Here is a 16,262-nt window from a genome sequence, read left to right as displayed (position 1 = left end):
GCTCAGCCTGCCGCAAACCGCGCCGAAGCACGGACACCCCTGATCATGTCGGCAGCCTTTTCCGCGATCATGATCGTCGGGGCATTCGTGTTGCCTCCGATCAGCGTCGGCATGACCGAGGCGTCCACCACGCGCAGCCCCTCGACCCCATGGACCCGCAACTCCGGATCGACCACGGCCATTGGATCGATACCCATCTTGCAGGTGCCCACAGGGTGATAGATCGTATCGGCCCGTGCCCGGATGTGCTTTTCCCAGTCGGCATCCGTCAGCGTCTCGGACAGGAACAATTCCCTGTGGCGATACTTGTCCATCGCGGGGGCCTGCATGATCGCGCGCGCGATCTTGGCCCCCTTGATCAGGGTTTGCAGATCACGCTCGTCCGACAGATATCGTGGATCAATGCCGGGCGCGGCCAATGGATCGGGTGACTGAAGAAAGACCGACCCGCGCGAATGAGGATGCAGGGCGCAGATATGGCAGGAATAACCATAGCCAAGATGCAGCTTGCGCGCGTGATCGTCCACGATCGAAATCACGAAATGCAGCTGGATATCAGGGCGCTCCAGCGCGGGATCTGTCCTGAGGAAACCCGCACCTTCGGCAAAAGGGCTGGCGATCATGCCGGTGCCGTCCTTGCGCCATTGCAGCATGTGGCGGATCAGATTGATGCCGCCGGTCAGGCCGAGTCCGAAATTGTCTGTGTCGCGGGATTTGTAGGCAAGGATGAAATCCAGATGATCCTGCAGGTTCTGTCCGACACCAGGCAGTTCATGCACCATGCCGATGCCATGTTTCTTGATGTCTTCGGCGCGACCGACGCCGGACAGTTGCAAAAGCTGCGGTGAATTGAAGGCGCCGCCGCACAGGATCACCTCGCGCCGCGCCTCGACCTTCTTGTCCTCACGCCCTTTGCGGTATGTGACGCCGGTCGCCCGTTTTCCCTGAAACAGGATACGGGTGGCATGTGCGCCGGTCAGAACAGTCAGGTTGGGGCGGCCCATCACCGGGTGGAGATAGGCGGCCGCCGCCGAGCAGCGTTCACCGTTGCGGGCCTTGTCATGGAATTGCGTCACCTGAAACAGGCCAAAGCCCTCGGTCTCGCCAGTGTTGAAATCGTCGCGGAAACGGTGCTGCATCTGCGCGGCGGCATCGACAAAGGCATGCGTGATGGGGCGGGGGCTTTTCTGGTCCGAGACCTGCAAGGGGCCGCTGGCACCATGTTCCGGATTTGCACCGCGTTCGTTGTTCTCGGCCCTTCGGAAATAAGGCAGGACATCGTCCCATGACCATCCGGCGCAGCCCAGATCAGCCCAACCGTCGTAATCCTTGCGGTGACCGCGCACATAGAGCATCGCATTGATCGCAGAAGACCCGCCCAGACCCTTGCCGCGCGGCTGATAGCCTTTTCGTCCATTCAAACCGACTTGTGGCACGGTCTGATAGGCCCAGTTGCCGGATTTGATCCAGCCCGGAAGAAGGGCTACCGCTCCGACAGGTGCGCGGAACAGAAGGTTCTTGCCGTTGCCCCCCGCCTCGAGCAGGCAGACGGTAATGTTCGGATCTTCGGTCAGACGAGTCGCCAAGGTGGACCCGGCAGAACCGCCCCCCACGATCACGTAATCAAAACCCATGTCTGCATTCCCCTCTGGCAGAGTTCAAATCAACCAGAGAAAGCCTCTTCACGTCCAGCGGTCATTCGCCGGATGACGTCAGGAAAGCAAAAGCGTTGCCGCGGTGACAACCTGTCAGTCGTCCTCGTCAAAGAAACCGCCCCGGCCGATGGACGCATAGGCCGTAAAGCCGGCCCGTTTTGCATCGCGCGGGGAATAGACATTGCGCAGGTCGGCCATATGCGGGGTCGCCATCTTGCGGGCCAGTCGTTTCAGATCAAGTGCGCGGAACTCGTTCCATTCGGTGAGGATCACCAGCAGGTCGGCGTTCTGCGCAGCTTTGTAGGCGTCCTCATGCCATTGCACGCCGGGCAGCAGTGCCTCGCCCTCGTGGCGGCCTTGGGGATCGACCACGCGCACTTTCGCGCCGCCACCCACCATCGCGGGAATGATCGTCAGGCTGGGTGCATCGCGCATGTCATCGGTGTTCGGTTTGAACGTGACGCCAAGAACCGCCACAGTCTTGCCATTGAACTTGCCGTCACACAGGTCGAGCAGTTTGTCGATCATACGCCGTTTGATCTCGTCATTGACCTTGATCACCGTCTCGGTGATTTGCATGGGGACGGCATGTTCTTGCCCGATCCGCGCCAACGCCTTGGTATCCTTGGGAAAGCACGAGCCGCCGAAGCCGGGGCCTGCGTGCAGGAACTTGTTGCCGATCCGTCCGTCCAGACCGATGCCCTTGGCCACTTCCTTGATGTCACCACCGGCGCGTTCGCAGAGGGCCGCGATTTCATTGATGAAGGTGATCTTGGTCGCCAGAAAGGCGTTGGCCGCGTATTTGATCATCTCGGCGCTTTCCAGATCGGTCGTCACAATCGGGAAGTCGCGCAGATAGAGCGGGCGGTAGATATCGGCCATCACCTCGGCGGCGCGGTCGGTTTGCACGCCGACGACGACGCGGTCGGGCTTCATGAAATCCTCGATCGCCGCCCCTTCGCGCATGAACTCGGGGTTCGAGGCAACGTCGAATTCCAGATCCGGGTTGGCTTTCCGGATCACCTTCTTCATCTGACGGTTGGTCCCGACGGGCACTGTGGATTTCGTCACGATCACGACGTAATCCGTCGCGGCGCGGGCCACTTCCTCGGCAGCGGCATAGACATAGACCAGATCGGCATGTCCATCGCCGCGACGCGTGGGTGTGCCCACCGCGATAAAGACCGCATCCGCCCCTTTGACGGCAGCCGCCAGATCAAGCGTGAAGGTCAGCCGCCCCGCAGCCACGTTCTTGGCCATCAGCGCTTCAAGCCCTGGTTCGAAGATCGGAATTTCGCCAGCGTTCAGTCTGTCGATCTTCTTGGGGTCCTTGTCGACGCAGACAACATCATGCCCGAAGTCCGAAAAGCAGACGCCAGACACAAGGCCAACATAGCCCGTCCCAATCATCGCAATCTTCATGACCCACTCCTCTACCGCATACATGGATGATGGGTCGAACTTGTGCGTGCAACAAGGCAAGGCGTCAACGCTTCAGAAGGGGTGTGCGCCAGGCGATTCGCGATCTGTGTGCTTTCGGCACTTTACGAGATGAGCCAGCCTGAGAATGCCGTATGAGATTTGAAATAGGTCAGGTTAGGATTCACGTTCCCGGTGCGACATGTCACATACTGGCCAGCCGTCAGCGCGAAGACCGTTGTGAAGGACAAGGGTGCGGCGCCCACGAGGACCTGCATCTGCATGCTTTGAGTCTGGCCATTGATCGCAAAACTGATCCGCCCATTGGTGGCGCTTCCCAGAAAGCCGTTAAGCAGAAAGCCGTAGAGACCGTCGACCGGCGCTGTGAACCGTGACAGCAGCGAATCGTAGTGCCCGCCCCGGTTCATGATTTCGGTATCGAAGACAAGGTCCGTCTGCGTTGTGCTGATCGTTGTCCATTGCCCGATGCTATAGGCCAGAAACGCGGGGTTGCCCGGAGCCTGAACAGCCCCCGTGTTGCTGTCCAGCACGAGCGCTTGCTTGAAATTGCTGCCGTCGGTCGAGACTTTGACGCTGAAATCGTCGTTGCCCGTGATGCCTAGTTCGGCACGGCCCGACCAGCCCGTCTGAAACACAAGGCTGGCGGTGTCGGCGGGAAGCGCCTTGTTGATCTTCAGCCGGTGATCCGCACCATCATGGGTCAGCAGAGTCGCCTGCCCCGCCACAGCAAGCGGGTTCGTCGTATCCGCCGAGGTGCCGATGCCTAGTTTCGCGATCCCGTCCAACTGAGGGGTGACCGGCGTCCAGACCGACCCGTCAAAGCGGATTTGCCCTCCGGTTGACAGATCATCGGCCCGCCAACCCGACTGTGCCGCGTAGAACAGCCACCCTGAAACATCAGCCACTGCGATGGCACCGTCCTGCCCCTCCCAATCGCCTGTCGCCCCTGTTGCCACGACATAGCGGTCGCCGGAATCCGGGTTGACCGGCGGTGTCATAAACTGGGCCGATATCACGACAAGCTGAACGATGGCATCAAGGTGTCGGAGCGCCTCGTTGTGGGTGACATGCTTTTGGGCCTGCGATGGCAGGATATAGGGAAGGGCCAGAATGGGAGAGGTATCGGGCATCGGTCATGTCCTTCTTGTCCGGTGGTGCAGAGCGCGGCTGGGGCCGAGATGCTTGCAAGATGCGGGTGTGGCGGGCCGCATCATTGCAAAATCGCGGGTTAAGGACGGGTAATCCGATCGGTTTTGCCGTTGACGAACCGTTTACCATTTGCTGGCCAAGACACTTGTTTCAGAAGATGAAATCATCCGCTGTCAGGCGCGCTGCGTCGAAGCCTGCAAGGATCAGGATATCCGGGCTGTCCACTGCGGTGCGGACGATCGTATCCGTCAGAAATTGACTGATCTGGAGACCGTCAAAACCCTGGATCCCGTCATGAGAGGAGAAGTCGATCCTGTCGATCCCGTCCTCGAAGCGCTGGATGACATCGCGACCGAAGCCCGGGTGGAACACGAAATGATCAGCTCCGGCGTCACCAACCATATAATCATTCCCCGAGCCCCCTATCAGCGTATCGTTGCCCGTTCCGCCAACCAGGGTGTCATTGCCAGTTCCGCCTCGCAGAAGGTCGTTGCCACGCTCGCCAAAAAGAAAGATCGCCTCAGTGTGGGTGCTGGCATCCAATGTGTCATTCCCGGTGAATCCATTGACGCGCTCGATCCCTTGCCATGCAGCGAGATTCAGGAAAACATCCGCTTCCTGATAGACCTGAGCTCTGTCATAGCCTGATGTGCCGCTGTCCATCAGCATGTCCGATGCATCCACCATATAGAGATCGGACCCGTCGCCGCCATCCAGCAAGTCTGCGCCGGTCCAGCCGATGAGCGTGTCATTTCCATCACCGCCAAGGATCGTGTCATCGCCATCAACACCCGACAGAAAGTCATTCCCTGCCCCGCCTTCCAGCCGATCATTGCCGGGCCCGCCCATCAACGTGTCGCGTCCCGACCCGCCGCGCAGGAGGTCGTCGCCCTGTTCCCCCAACAACGACAGCGGGAAAGACACGCCGCTGCCATCCAGCGTGTCGTTTCCGGTAAAGCCATTGACCCGTTCGATGCCGATCCAATCAGAAAGGTTCAGGGCAACGCCGCCTGCCTGAAATATTTGCGCACGGTCAAAACCTGACGTGCCAGTGTCTGTGACCCGGTCAAACGCATCGACCATGAACAGATCCGAGCCCTCGCCGCCATCCAGAAGGTCAGCGCCGACCCATCCGATCAGTGTATCGTTCCCCTCTCCGCCCAATAGAGTGTCGTTGCCGGCTGCGCCGATCAGCCGGTCATTTCCCGTGCCGCCGTCCAGCAGATCGTTGCCACTGCCGCCGGTAAGTGTGTCGCTCCCCGCTTGCCCAAGCAGGTGGATGCCGGTTTGCAACCCGGTTGCGTCAATCGCATCATTGGCCCAGCCTCCACCAACCTGCTCGACACTGACCCAGCCTGCGACACGATAAGGCTGTCTCGCGTCGCCTTCGATCACGACACGGTCGAAACCCGGCCCGGCATCGGCGATGTGATCCGCCGGATCGGACACGAGGATCAGATCATCGCCTGCACCACCAAAGATCGTATCAAGGCCGGGTCCGCCCGAGAGTGTGTCGTCACCTGCGCCGCCGTAGAGAAGATCATCGCCGTTCTCGCCAAACAGGTAGATCGGATCGGTTGCGCCGCGCGCATCCAGAGTATCATTGCCGGTAAACCCGTTGACCCGTTCGATTCCGCGCCAGCCGGAGAGGTTCAGCGCGACACCGGTCGCCTCATAGATCTGCGCCCGGTCCAAGCCGATGTGTCCGCTATCCTCAAGGTGATCCAGAGCATCGACCATATAGACATCCGAGCCCTCGCCCCCGTCCATGACATCAGCCCCGGCCCATCCGATCAAGGTGTCGTCGCCGACCTCGCCGCGCAGCGTATCGTCGCCAAGGCCCCCCAAAAGGCGGTCATTGCCAGTCCCACCGGAAATCAGGTCATTGCCTTCGCCACCATCAAGGATATCCGCGCCTGACCCGCCGTTCAGGACGTCGTCGCCCTCTCCACCAAGCAGGGAATCGTCACCGTCATCGCCCGACAGACTGTCCTGTCCCGTGCCTCCGATCAGGGTATCGCGCCCGATGCCGCCTTGAAGGTCGTCGTCACCTGCGCCGCCATCCAGACGGTCGTTGCCATTGCCGCCCTGAAGGATGTCCTGCCCGTCGCCACCGAAAAGCTGATCGTTTCCAGAGCCTCCGAGCAACAGGTCATTGCCCGGACCACCGTTCAGACGGTCATTGCCGCCTCCCCCGTCCAATGTGTCCTGTCCGCTCCCACCGTTCAGCGTGTCATTGCCATCGCCACCTGTCAGCCGCAGACCCGGCTGCGGCGGGGGTGCGTCGGGGTCATCGCCAGGCGTCGCGGGCAGTGAGGCAACCGGAGCGCGGGTCAGGTTCAGGACGGGCGCCCAGAGCACTTCCGCCCGGCTGAGGCTGGCGCCCGTGGCGCTGCGGATGTTCAGAACTTCGCCGTGATACCTGACCTCGGCACCCCCGCTGCGGATTTCGACGACCAACTGCGTGGGCGAGGTCAGCCCCGTCCAGGCGCTCAGGTCAAGGCGGTCCGTTCCGGGTTCGAAATCGGTTATCACATCCAGCTGCCCATCCGCCGCCAGAACGAAGATGTCCTGCCCCGGTCCACCGGTCATCTGGTCGAGGCCCGCCCCGTCGAGCAGGATGTCCTGTCCTGCGCCACCCACCAATGTGTCGTCGCCGGCTTCGCCGCTCAGAATATCGTCCTGTGCCGTACCGCTGAGTTGCTCTGGTGAAGATGTGCCGATTACGGTCTGTCCGGGTTGGCCAAGCGCAACGGTCAGGCGGCTGATCCCCGCTTCACGCGCGCTGGTCGCAAAGACATGCAGATCGCTCCCGATCTGGGTCGCGGCAAGAGTGGCAACATCGGCAAGAGTCGCCGCCATCGTGTCGGCCATGCTGTCCAGATGCAGCAAGCGGCCCCCGGGCAGCACGAGGAACAGGGATACGCCGTCGTCCCCCCCGCCAGCGACGAGGAAGTTGCGGTCGGCAACGGCCACCGTTTCAAGCGCCGTGACGCGGTGAAAGCGCGTGTTCAGATCGTCGATGATGTGATCGACCGGCCTCATGATGCCGTTGGCGTCCAGCTCCAGCACGCTGAGCGAGGAACTGAGTGTCGATGCGACGATGATGTAATGGGACAAACCAAGGGACACGGCGGAGAGCGCCACAGGCGCGTCGATGCCCAGACCCTGCGCCGCGCCATGGTCGGACATGCGTTGCAGCGTGCCGCCCGCGTTTACCCTATACGCCGATAGCGTATCGGCAGAGGCGAAGGCCATCACGATGAAGCCGCTGCCCCCCACCGAAAGCGAGACAAGATCGCTGACCATGTGTTGTGATCCGACGCCTGTCAACGCTATGGACTGTCCCTGCACACCCGCTTCTGCCATGCTGTCCAATCGCAGAAGGCCGGTGCCGCGGATGCTGGCGAAATGGTGCAGCGTGTCACCAGATTCGGCCGTGACCAGCCCGGTCATCAGACCCAGATCCTGTCCCGGCGCGGTAAGGCGCTGGATTGCGCCCAGACCGCCTGGCGACAGTAAAGGCATCGCCTGCAAACCGGTGTCGCGCAGGCCCAGCAGGCCGAGAAAAGTTTGACCGCCGATCTGCAATAAGGCCAGATCGGGCGGTGTCAGTTGGGCCATCTCGGGCGCGATCGCGGTGTTGCTGACCACTGCCCCACTACCCGCATTGAACACCGTAAGGTTACCGGTCTGTCCCGGCCGCGTCACCGAGACAAGCAACGGGTGCCCATGACCGGCCAGAATCTCAAGGTCCGTGATCGTTTCGGTCAACCCTTGACCGCCAGCGTTCAGCACAGTGCTGAACGCAATCCTGTAGTTGCCCATCCCGATTCCCCCGGCCCCCCGGCCGTTTCACTCACCGGAGACAGAATGGGAGACAGCAGGTTAAGACAGGCTTGTGGGAATATGGCCGAATATGGGCCCTTGGTTTGGATTTTAAGGGTCTGTTGATGGATGTTGCTCAGGTCTTGGCGGATGCCATGTCCAGAGTGCGCGCATTCTCGACCCATCGTTCAAGCAGGTTGGACATCGCTTCAAGGTCGCGCGCGTCTATCGCCCGTCGCAGGGATTGCAGCACCGAAGCCATCTCAAGCTCTGACAGATGGCCTTCCTGCGCCCGCAGGATCTTGGGATGAGGGGTGGTCAGCATGTCTGAACCGATCAACAGCTCCTCATGGAGTTTTTCACCGGGACGCAGACCCGTCACGACGATTTCGATATCGCCGCGCGGGTTTTCCGCGTCCCGCACAGTATAACCTGCAGCCTCGATCATCTGACGCGCCACTTTGCGGATGGGGACAGGCGCACCCATATCCAGAACGAAGACATCGCCACCGCGGGTGAACGTGCCTGCGAGAAGAACAAGGCGCACAGCCTCGGACAAGGTCATGAAGTAGCGGGTCACATCGTCATGGGTCAGCGTGACCGGACCACCGCGCGCGATCTGATCCTGAAACAGGGGGATGACCGATCCCGAGGAGCCAAGAACATTGCCGAAACGCACGATGGAAAAGGCGGTGCTGGTCGATCGCGTGGCCAGATCCTGCACGATCATCTCGGCCAGACGTTTCGAGCATCCCATGATCCCGACAGGCCGGACGGCCTTGTCAGTCGAGATGAGAATGAACCGCTCGACCTGCGCCAGCTTTGCCTCATCAGCAAGGATTTTGGTGCCCAGCACGTTGTTGCGGATTCCTTCGATCATGTTCCTTTCGACCAGTGGCACATGTTTGTAGGCTGCGGCATGCAGCACGACGTCAATGCCATAGGTCGCGATGACATCCCGGATCAGCGCAGCTTCGCCGACTGAACCCAGTACGGGGATGACCGGGATGGTTGTGCTTGTGTCCTGCAGGTCGCGGGTAATGGCGTAGAGCGAATGTTCGCTGTGATCCAGAAGGATCAGGCTGGCCGGTTTGCATGAGATCAGCTGACGGCAGATCTCGGACCCGATGGACCCCCCGGCACCTGTGACAAGGATATTGCGGCCGGCATAGGCGTCGGTGATCCCGGGAAGCTCGTCCTCCAGCCGATTGCGACCCAGAAGATCGGAGAGTTCGAGAGGCGCGATTTGCCGAACCAGTTCGTCCTTGCTCACCAGGTCGGCAAAGGACGGGAGCGCGTGTACGTCGCAGCCCATGGCGCGCAGGCGTGCCGCGATCCGCTGCTGCATGGCCCGGCTGACAGATGGCATGGCCAGAACGACATGGTCAATCCGGTGGCGCACAACCAGATCAGGAACACTGTATTGCGCATGCACCACCAAGCCGCCGATCGTCAGGCCCTGGAGCGTGGGATTGTCATCCACAAAGGCGACGGGCTGGATTTCGGTGTCGGTGGCCAAGGCGGCGGCAAGCTGTTGCCCCGTCTGGCCTGCGCCGTAGATCAGCACCCGTTTGCGATTCTGTTTGCTGCGGTAGATCCAGATCAACACGCTGCGCAGGATCATTCTGGACCCGACGGTCAGGATCATGAACATCATGGACAGGACCGGGAATATGCCTGCTGGAAGTGATGCACCCGCTATGACCGACGTGGTCAGGCCTGCGGTGCCAATGGCAACTGCGACCAAGGACGAGTTGATCAGGCTTGGCAACTGATAGGCGTTCAGCTTGACCCTGTGCAGTCCCATATACACTGTCATGCTGGCCGTGACCGGCAGGATCGCAGCAGTCAGCAGAGTCATGTCGCGCAGCCTGCCCGTGTCAGGGAACTGGCCGGTCACGATGATCACCGCAAGTGAGAACGCGAGAACCGCGCAAAGGCAGTCTATCCAAAAGAGGGTCCACCGTTTCTGACGGCGGGACATGGACACGCAAAAATCGAACAAACTGTGCCGCAAAATTGGCCTCACACCGGGGCCGGTGGACGATACCGTCCTGCGAGGGAACCGGCTGTCACAAGCCGGATCGCAGGGCGGACCCAACCGGTCCAAACTCGTTAACAACACATGGCCAGCACCGCATTGATCCCGCGATGCGTGCCGTTCCTACATTGGTCACTGCAAATTGACGAAAGATACAACCTACATCCAACCATACGATATTTGCAGCCTAAGGTAAAAGAAACCTGAAGACCGTTCCGAGAATCAAACGAAGATCGAGGCCGATGCTGCGTCTTGCGGCATAAATCAGGTCAAGGCGTGCTTTGCGCGGGATGCAACGGCGGATGTAGACGGACTCGGTTTGTTCGGCGGTCGAGCAGGCAGCCAGCAGGCGTTCTTCAGTGCGATGATACACCAGCGTGGCGAGGCCGGTCAGCCCCGGCCGCTGTTCCAGAACCTGCGCGTAAAGATCGGGAAACCGTTCCACATAGCGCCGCAGCGGTGGGCGGGGACCGACCAGACTGATATCGCCGCGCAACACGTTGAGAAGTTGTGGCATCTCGTCCAGACGCGAGCGGCGCAGGATGCGGCCCAAAGGCGTGATCCGGACTGATTTGTCGCCACCCGACACACCGATATCAGCCGGGCTGGGGCGCATGGTGCGAAACTTCCAAAGAAAGAAGCCCTGATCCGGTGTCTTCATGCGTTCGGCCACGTGAAATACAGGGCGACCGTCACACAGGAGGACCAGCAGGGAAATCAAGACGCCCACCGGCATCAGGATCACGGTCAGTCCCAATGCGAAGACAAGGTCCAAAGCGCGCTTTGCGGGCGTCATGTCCGCAGCCTCATGCCAGAAAGAGCAAGGCACAGGGCCGGAATGTCCGTCCGCGCAACTACCCCTTTCCTCCGGTTCCGGCGGATTGGTTCTGTCAGACTCACTTCGGTTCACCCGGTCACACTCGTTACTTTTTCCTGTTTAACAGCTTCGACTGGCTGTAGGAAGTTCGTCAGGATCCTGTGTGTGATCAAGGGGCTGGTGTTGGTGCGGTATCTAGTGAAAACGATTCAGACGGTCACACTTTGCCTTGTGCTTGCGGCCTGCACCCTTCCGCGTGGGGCTGCTGTGACCGGTGAAATCTTGCACGAGAAGGACAGCAGCACACCCACATTTCAGGTCATGCCCGTCACGCGGGACAACCTTCCGCAGATTCGGACATGGCCGGTGACAGGCTGGTCTGGTGTCTATCGTTGGCCCGAAGGGACGCGCGGTCCGGACAGCCCATTGGTGCAACCGGGCGATCGCGTGGATCTGGTGATCTGGGACAGTCAGGAAAATTCGCTTCTGACATCGGCCATGGACAAGAAAGTGGTGCTGGCGGGGCTGACGGTATCTGCGGGCGGGACGATCTTTGTGCCCTATCTCGACGAAATCCAGATTGGTGGTCAAACGCCCGATCAAGCACGTCGACAGCTACAAACAGCCCTGAAACCGATCGTTCCTTCGGCACAGGTGCAGGTGGAACTGGTGCCGGGACGCCAAAACTCGGCCGAACTGGTGGCGGGTGTTGCCCGTCCGGGCAGCTATCCCTTGCCGGATCGCAATCATACGATCCTGTCGGTGCTGGCAGCAAGCGGCGGCATCGCGTCTGGCCTGCGGCATCCGCTGGTGCGACTGATACGGGACGGCGTCACCTATGAAATGCGGGCAGAGCGGCTTTTCGCGGACGCGTCACGCAATATCCTGCTGCGGGGTGGCGACAAGATCGTTGTGGCTGAGGACAATCGCTACTTCACGGCGCTTGGCGCGACAGGAACCGAACGACTTGTCTATTTCGAGAAGGAAGAGATCACCGCACTTGAGGCGCTGTCCGTCATCGGCGGGCTGACGGACAGCCGCGCCAATCCCAAGGGCGTGATCGTGTTGCGAGACTATGACACGCGGCAAGTGCGATCGGATGGGCGCGGTCCGTTGATGCAACAGGTGGTCTTTACGTTTGACCTGGCATCCGCAGACGGGCTGTTTGCGGCGCGCGGGTTCCAGATCAACCCGAAGGATACCGTTCTGGCAACCGAGTCGCCGGTTACCGGGGTGCAGACGGTTGTTGGCCTGCTGGGATCGCTGCTGGGGCTTGCCGGGCGCGTCAATACGTTCTGACCCGCTGGACGCGTTTGACACACTATCGATTTGGGGATCACTGGTCGGGCTGAGAGGATTCGAACCTCCGACCCCCTGCTCCCGAAGCAGGTGCGCTACCAGGCTGCGCTACAGCCCGACCGTGTGAGAGGCGATTAAACCCGTCGCGGTGGATTTGCAAGGGTCGAGTTGCAACGGCCACCACAGGCAGGTCAGGGCTTGTGGACGCGGTGTTCCGGTTCCATTCTGGGCGCCAGAGTGGGGATCATGACACCATGGAAATGACGGGCGGTCTTGCGGTGATCCTTGGCGGGATCGGCATGTTCCTGTTCGGGATGAAGATCATGACGGAAGCGCTGCGCGAGGCTGCGGGCGCGCGCTTGCGCCAGTTGCTGGCGCGGTTCACCACGACGCCGCTGGCGGGCGTTCTGACTGGCACGGCGGCAACGGCGGTGGTCCAATCGTCGAGTGCGACGACCGTCATGACAATCGGTTTCGTCGGTGCCGGACTGCTGACCTTTCCGCAGGCTTTGGGCGTGATCTACGGTGCCAATATCGGCACGACCGTCACCGGATGGATCGTGACCTTGCTGGGTTTCAAGTTGCAGCTGGGCAGTCTTGCCTTGCCCGCGCTGTTCGGAGCGAGTTTGCTAACGCTGCTGGCCCGGGGTGGATGGGCACGCACCGGGCGTGTGACGGCCGGGTTGTGTCTTCTGTTCATCGGACTGGACATGATGCAGACAGGAGCGGCCGGTTTCGGCGCATGGCTGACACCGCAGACATTGCCACAGGGCGGGATCTGGGGCGACTTTCAATTGATCCTTCTGGGGCTGGTCGTGACGGTTGTCATGCAGTCCTCCAGTGCGGCCATGGCTGTCGCGCTGGTCCTGTTGGGTGCGGGAGGGATCAGTTTCGAGCAAGCCGCCGCCATGGTGATCGGCATGAACCTTGGCACTACGATCACGGCTGTACTGGCGAGTTTCGGCGGTTCTGTGACCATGCGGCAGACGGCGCTGGCGAATGTTCTGTTCAACCTGGGGACGGCAACTCTGGCCTATCCTTTGCTTGTTGTCATGGGAACTGTCCTGACGCAGGTCGCGGACCGGGTTGGAGAGACCACGGCCCTGGTGCTGTTCCATACAGGATTCAACATTGTGGGAGCCCTGATATTCCTGCCTTTTACGGCACGTTTCGCCCTGTGGGTCGAAAAGATGGTACCTGAAAGACCTGACAGGGCGCTGGCTGGCGGGTTGGTGGCCGATCTTGATCCAGCCTTGCTGAAGGACGAAGGCGCAGCGATGGACGCGGCGCAAGCGGCATTCGGCCGGGTTGCGCGTCATGTGTTCTCGGCGCTGGGTCGGGCCTTGGCGCCCGTGCCCGACATGCGCGGACTGGCCACGATCGAGGAGGTGGCACGTCCAGCGCTGATCGAGATCGAACATTACATCACGCGGATAAATCTGCCAGAAGGCAAACCCGCCGAGCGTGACCGATACGCCGCCTTGCTGCATCAGACGGATCATCTGGCGCGGCTTCTCAAACGGCTGGAACGGCGGTCGATGGTTGCGGTCCTGTTGGATGATCCTGGTCTGTCGCGCCTCTCGCGGGCGCTTGGCGCGACCTTGCGCCGGGCCGCTGATCCGGCAAGGGATGGGCTGGAGGCGACAAGGTTGGCGCGGCTGTCAGACCGGATCGAGGCACGCACGCGACGCCACAGGCGCGCGACCTTGTTGCATGAACATGTCGGGCTGATTTCCGTGGCCGAGATGTTTGACAGGACGGATGCAATGCGTTGGTTGCGGCGGGTAGCCGAGCATGCAGCGCGGATCGCCCACTACAGTGCCACGGTGCCGGGTATAAAGGCGGCGGCCCCGGTCGCACCGGGGCCACGCGACTGACATATCAGAGCGAGGCGTCCAACGCCGCGACGATGGCATCGCCCATCTGACCGGTCGTGATGGGCGAGCCGCCTTCGGGACCCATCAGATCGGCGGTGCGCAGGCCATCGGCTAGAACCTTGGCCACGGCAGCTTCGATGCGATCAGCCTCGGCCCCCATGTCAAAGCTGTAGCGCAACGCCATGGCGAAACTGAGGATACAGGCGATCGGGTTTGCTTTGCCCTGACCCGCGATATCGGGGGCGGAACCATGGACCGGCTCATAAAGCGCCTTGGGACGGCCATTCGCCATAGGTGCGCCGAGGCTGGCCGAGGGCAGCATGCCCAGCGATCCGGTCAGCATCGCCGCCAGATCAGACAGCAGGTCGCCGAACAGGTTGTCGGTCACGATCACGTCGAACTGCTTGGGCCAGCGGGTCAGCTGCATGGCACCGGCGTCCGCATACATATGGCTCAGTTCGACATCGGGATATTCGGTGTCGCCGATGCGCTGCACCACTTCGCGCCACAGAACGCCGGATTCCATCACATTGGCTTTTTCCATCGAGCACAGCTTGTTGCTACGCTTGCGCGCCAGCTCGAAAGCAGAGCGGGCGACACGTTCGATCTCGGACTCGGTATAGCGCTGGGTGTTGATGCCGACCCGCTCGTTGCCTTCCTTGAAGATACCGCGCGGTTCGCCGAAATAGACACCGCTGGTCAGTTCGCGCACGATCATGATGTCCAGACCGGCAACCACATCCTTTTTCAGCGACGAGAAATCAGCCAGCGCGTCAAAGCACTGCGCCGGACGCAGGTTGGCATAGAGGTCCATTTCCTTGCGCAGGCGCAGCAGGCCGCGTTCGGGTTTGATGCTGAAATCGAGATTGTCGTATTTCGGCCCGCCGACGGCACCCAGCAGGACCGCGTCCACTTCCTGTGCCTTGGCCATCGTGTCATCATGCAGCGGCGTGCCGTGTTTGTCATAGGCGCAGCCGCCCACCAGATCCTCGGACACGTCGAAAGCGACGCCGCGCTTGGTGCCGTACCAGTCGATGATCTTGCGCACTTCGGCCATGACTTCGGGGCCGATGCCGTCACCGGCGAGGATGAGAAGCGAGGGGTTGGTCATTGCGGTCTGTCCCTTGTGACATGAGTTCGGCACTGGCCTAGCGATTGCAGGACGCAGGGTCAAGAAAGCACACGCAGCACGGGCTCAAGGGCGTGAAAGAACAGGGGTCAAACCCTCTGCAAGCAGGTCCCAGACGCGGGCGATTCGTGGCGAGCCGCGCATGGCCTGCGGTGCCGCCAACCACACCGGCAGATGCGGCAGGTCAAGGCCAAGATCAAGCTCGACCAGATCGGCCCTGTCCTGCATCAAACCGGCCTGAGCAAATCCGATTCCGCAGCCTGCGCGGATCAGCGCCAGATAGGCGGTCTGGCTGTCGCAGCGGATCGCGAACATCTCGCGCGTGGCGGGCCATCCCATCGCGCGCATGTGGTGCAGGATCAGCTCGTTGCGATCATAGCCGATCAGGTCATGGCCCAGCAGATCCGTGGGCTGCTGTGGCCATCCTCTCCGGTCCAGATAGGTGCGCGCTGCGAAGACTCCCAGACGCAAGTTGCCCAGATGGCGTGTCACGATATCCAACTGCGTGCTGCGATACATCCGCACCGCGATATCGGCCTCGCGGAACAGCAGGTTGTCACTGCTGTCGCTGGCGACCAGTTCGATCTGGATCAAGGGCTCGGCCTGCCTGATCTGCGCGATGATCGGCGGCAGGATGTGATGTGCGACCACGGCACTGGCGGTCAGGCGGACAGTGCCGCGCAGATCTTCGGTCCGGCCGGCGGCGGTCAGCGCCAGGGCGTTCATCGCTTCGGCCATCCGGCGGGCATGGGGCAGAAGGGCCGCGCCGCTGTCCGTCAGGTGCAAGCCGCGGGGCTGGCGCGTGAACAGAGTCAGATCAAGAGCGTCTTCGATCTGACGAACCTGACGCCCGATTGTCGGCTGGCTGATGCCCAGCCTGCGCGCAGCGGCAGACAGGCTTCCTGTATCCGCGACGGCCAGAAAGGTGCGGATCAGGGACCAGTCCAGAGTATCAATCCTGCTTTCCATTCAAATATGAATAGCTGATCTACAAAACCATGCAATTCCCATTCGGTCACGTTCGGAT

At 61.2% G+C, this 16,262-nt stretch carries 10 protein-coding genes and 1 tRNA gene; 2 read left to right on the top strand and 9 right to left on the bottom strand.

Features of this window, described 5'->3' with window-relative positions; translation table 11 throughout:
• Positions 1-2 precede the first annotated feature (2 nt).
• The 6 genes from PVW27_RS05195 to PVW27_RS05170 form a co-directional block, all read right to left on the bottom strand.
• Positions 3-1,634: a GMC family oxidoreductase gene (locus PVW27_RS05195; RefSeq protein ID WP_274555739.1), complete on the bottom strand. Its 1,632-nt coding sequence runs from the start codon at positions 1,632-1,634 to the stop codon at positions 3-5.
• Positions 1,635-1,748: 114 nt separating this feature from the next.
• Positions 1,749-3,077: a UDP-glucose dehydrogenase family protein gene (locus tag PVW27_RS05190; protein WP_274555737.1), complete on the bottom strand. Its 1,329-nt coding sequence runs from the start codon at positions 3,075-3,077 to the stop codon at positions 1,749-1,751.
• Positions 3,078-3,199: 122 nt separating this feature from the next.
• Positions 3,200-4,225 carry a DUF2793 domain-containing protein gene (locus PVW27_RS05185; protein ID WP_274555735.1) on the bottom strand — a complete coding sequence of 342 codons (1,026 nt, stop codon included), beginning with the start codon at positions 4,223-4,225 and terminating at the stop codon, positions 3,200-3,202.
• Positions 4,226-4,394: 169 nt separating this feature from the next.
• Positions 4,395-8,072, bottom strand: coding sequence for a M10 family metallopeptidase C-terminal domain-containing protein (locus PVW27_RS05180; protein WP_274555733.1), 3,678 nt, complete (start codon positions 8,070-8,072; stop codon positions 4,395-4,397).
• A 136-nt stretch (positions 8,073-8,208) separates the two neighbouring features.
• Positions 8,209-10,056, bottom strand: coding sequence for a polysaccharide biosynthesis protein (locus PVW27_RS05175; protein ID WP_432762042.1), 1,848 nt, complete (start codon positions 10,054-10,056; stop codon positions 8,209-8,211).
• A 244-nt stretch (positions 10,057-10,300) separates the two neighbouring features.
• On the bottom strand, positions 10,301-10,909 hold the full coding sequence (locus PVW27_RS05170) for a sugar transferase (protein ID WP_274555730.1): 609 nt from the start codon (positions 10,907-10,909) through the stop codon (positions 10,301-10,303).
• A 288-nt stretch (positions 10,910-11,197) separates the two neighbouring features.
• Between PVW27_RS05170 and PVW27_RS05165 the strand changes: the two genes are divergently transcribed.
• The gene (locus PVW27_RS05165; RefSeq protein WP_274555728.1) at positions 11,198-12,229 is read left to right on the top strand and encodes a polysaccharide biosynthesis/export family protein; all 1,032 of its coding nucleotides are present in this window, start codon (positions 11,198-11,200) and stop codon (positions 12,227-12,229) included.
• Positions 12,230-12,270: 41 nt separating this feature from the next.
• Here the strand turns inward: PVW27_RS05165 and PVW27_RS05160 are convergent.
• Positions 12,271-12,347 (bottom strand) — tRNA-Pro (locus PVW27_RS05160).
• A gap of 136 nt (positions 12,348-12,483) precedes the next feature.
• On the opposite strand from PVW27_RS05160, the gene PVW27_RS05155 reads away from it, so the two are divergent.
• Entirely contained in the window at positions 12,484-14,106 is a 1,623-nt protein-coding gene (locus tag PVW27_RS05155; RefSeq protein ID WP_274555726.1) for a Na/Pi cotransporter family protein, read from the top strand.
• A gap of 4 nt (positions 14,107-14,110) precedes the next feature.
• On the opposite strand, the gene leuB is transcribed toward PVW27_RS05155, so the two are convergent.
• Positions 14,111-15,217 carry a 3-isopropylmalate dehydrogenase gene (gene leuB, locus PVW27_RS05150; RefSeq protein ID WP_274555724.1) on the bottom strand — a complete coding sequence of 369 codons (1,107 nt, stop codon included), beginning with the start codon at positions 15,215-15,217 and terminating at the stop codon, positions 14,111-14,113.
• Between the two features lie 84 nt (positions 15,218-15,301).
• Entirely contained in the window at positions 15,302-16,204 is a 903-nt protein-coding gene (locus PVW27_RS05145) for a LysR family transcriptional regulator (RefSeq protein ID WP_274555722.1), read from the bottom strand.
• Positions 16,205-16,262: the final 58 nt, after the last annotated feature.

The organism is Seohaeicola sp. 4SK31, assembly GCF_028802875.1.
Classification (GTDB): Bacteria; Pseudomonadota; Alphaproteobacteria; order Rhodobacterales; family Rhodobacteraceae; genus Seohaeicola.
This window is presented reverse-complemented; position numbering and strand designations above follow the sequence as displayed.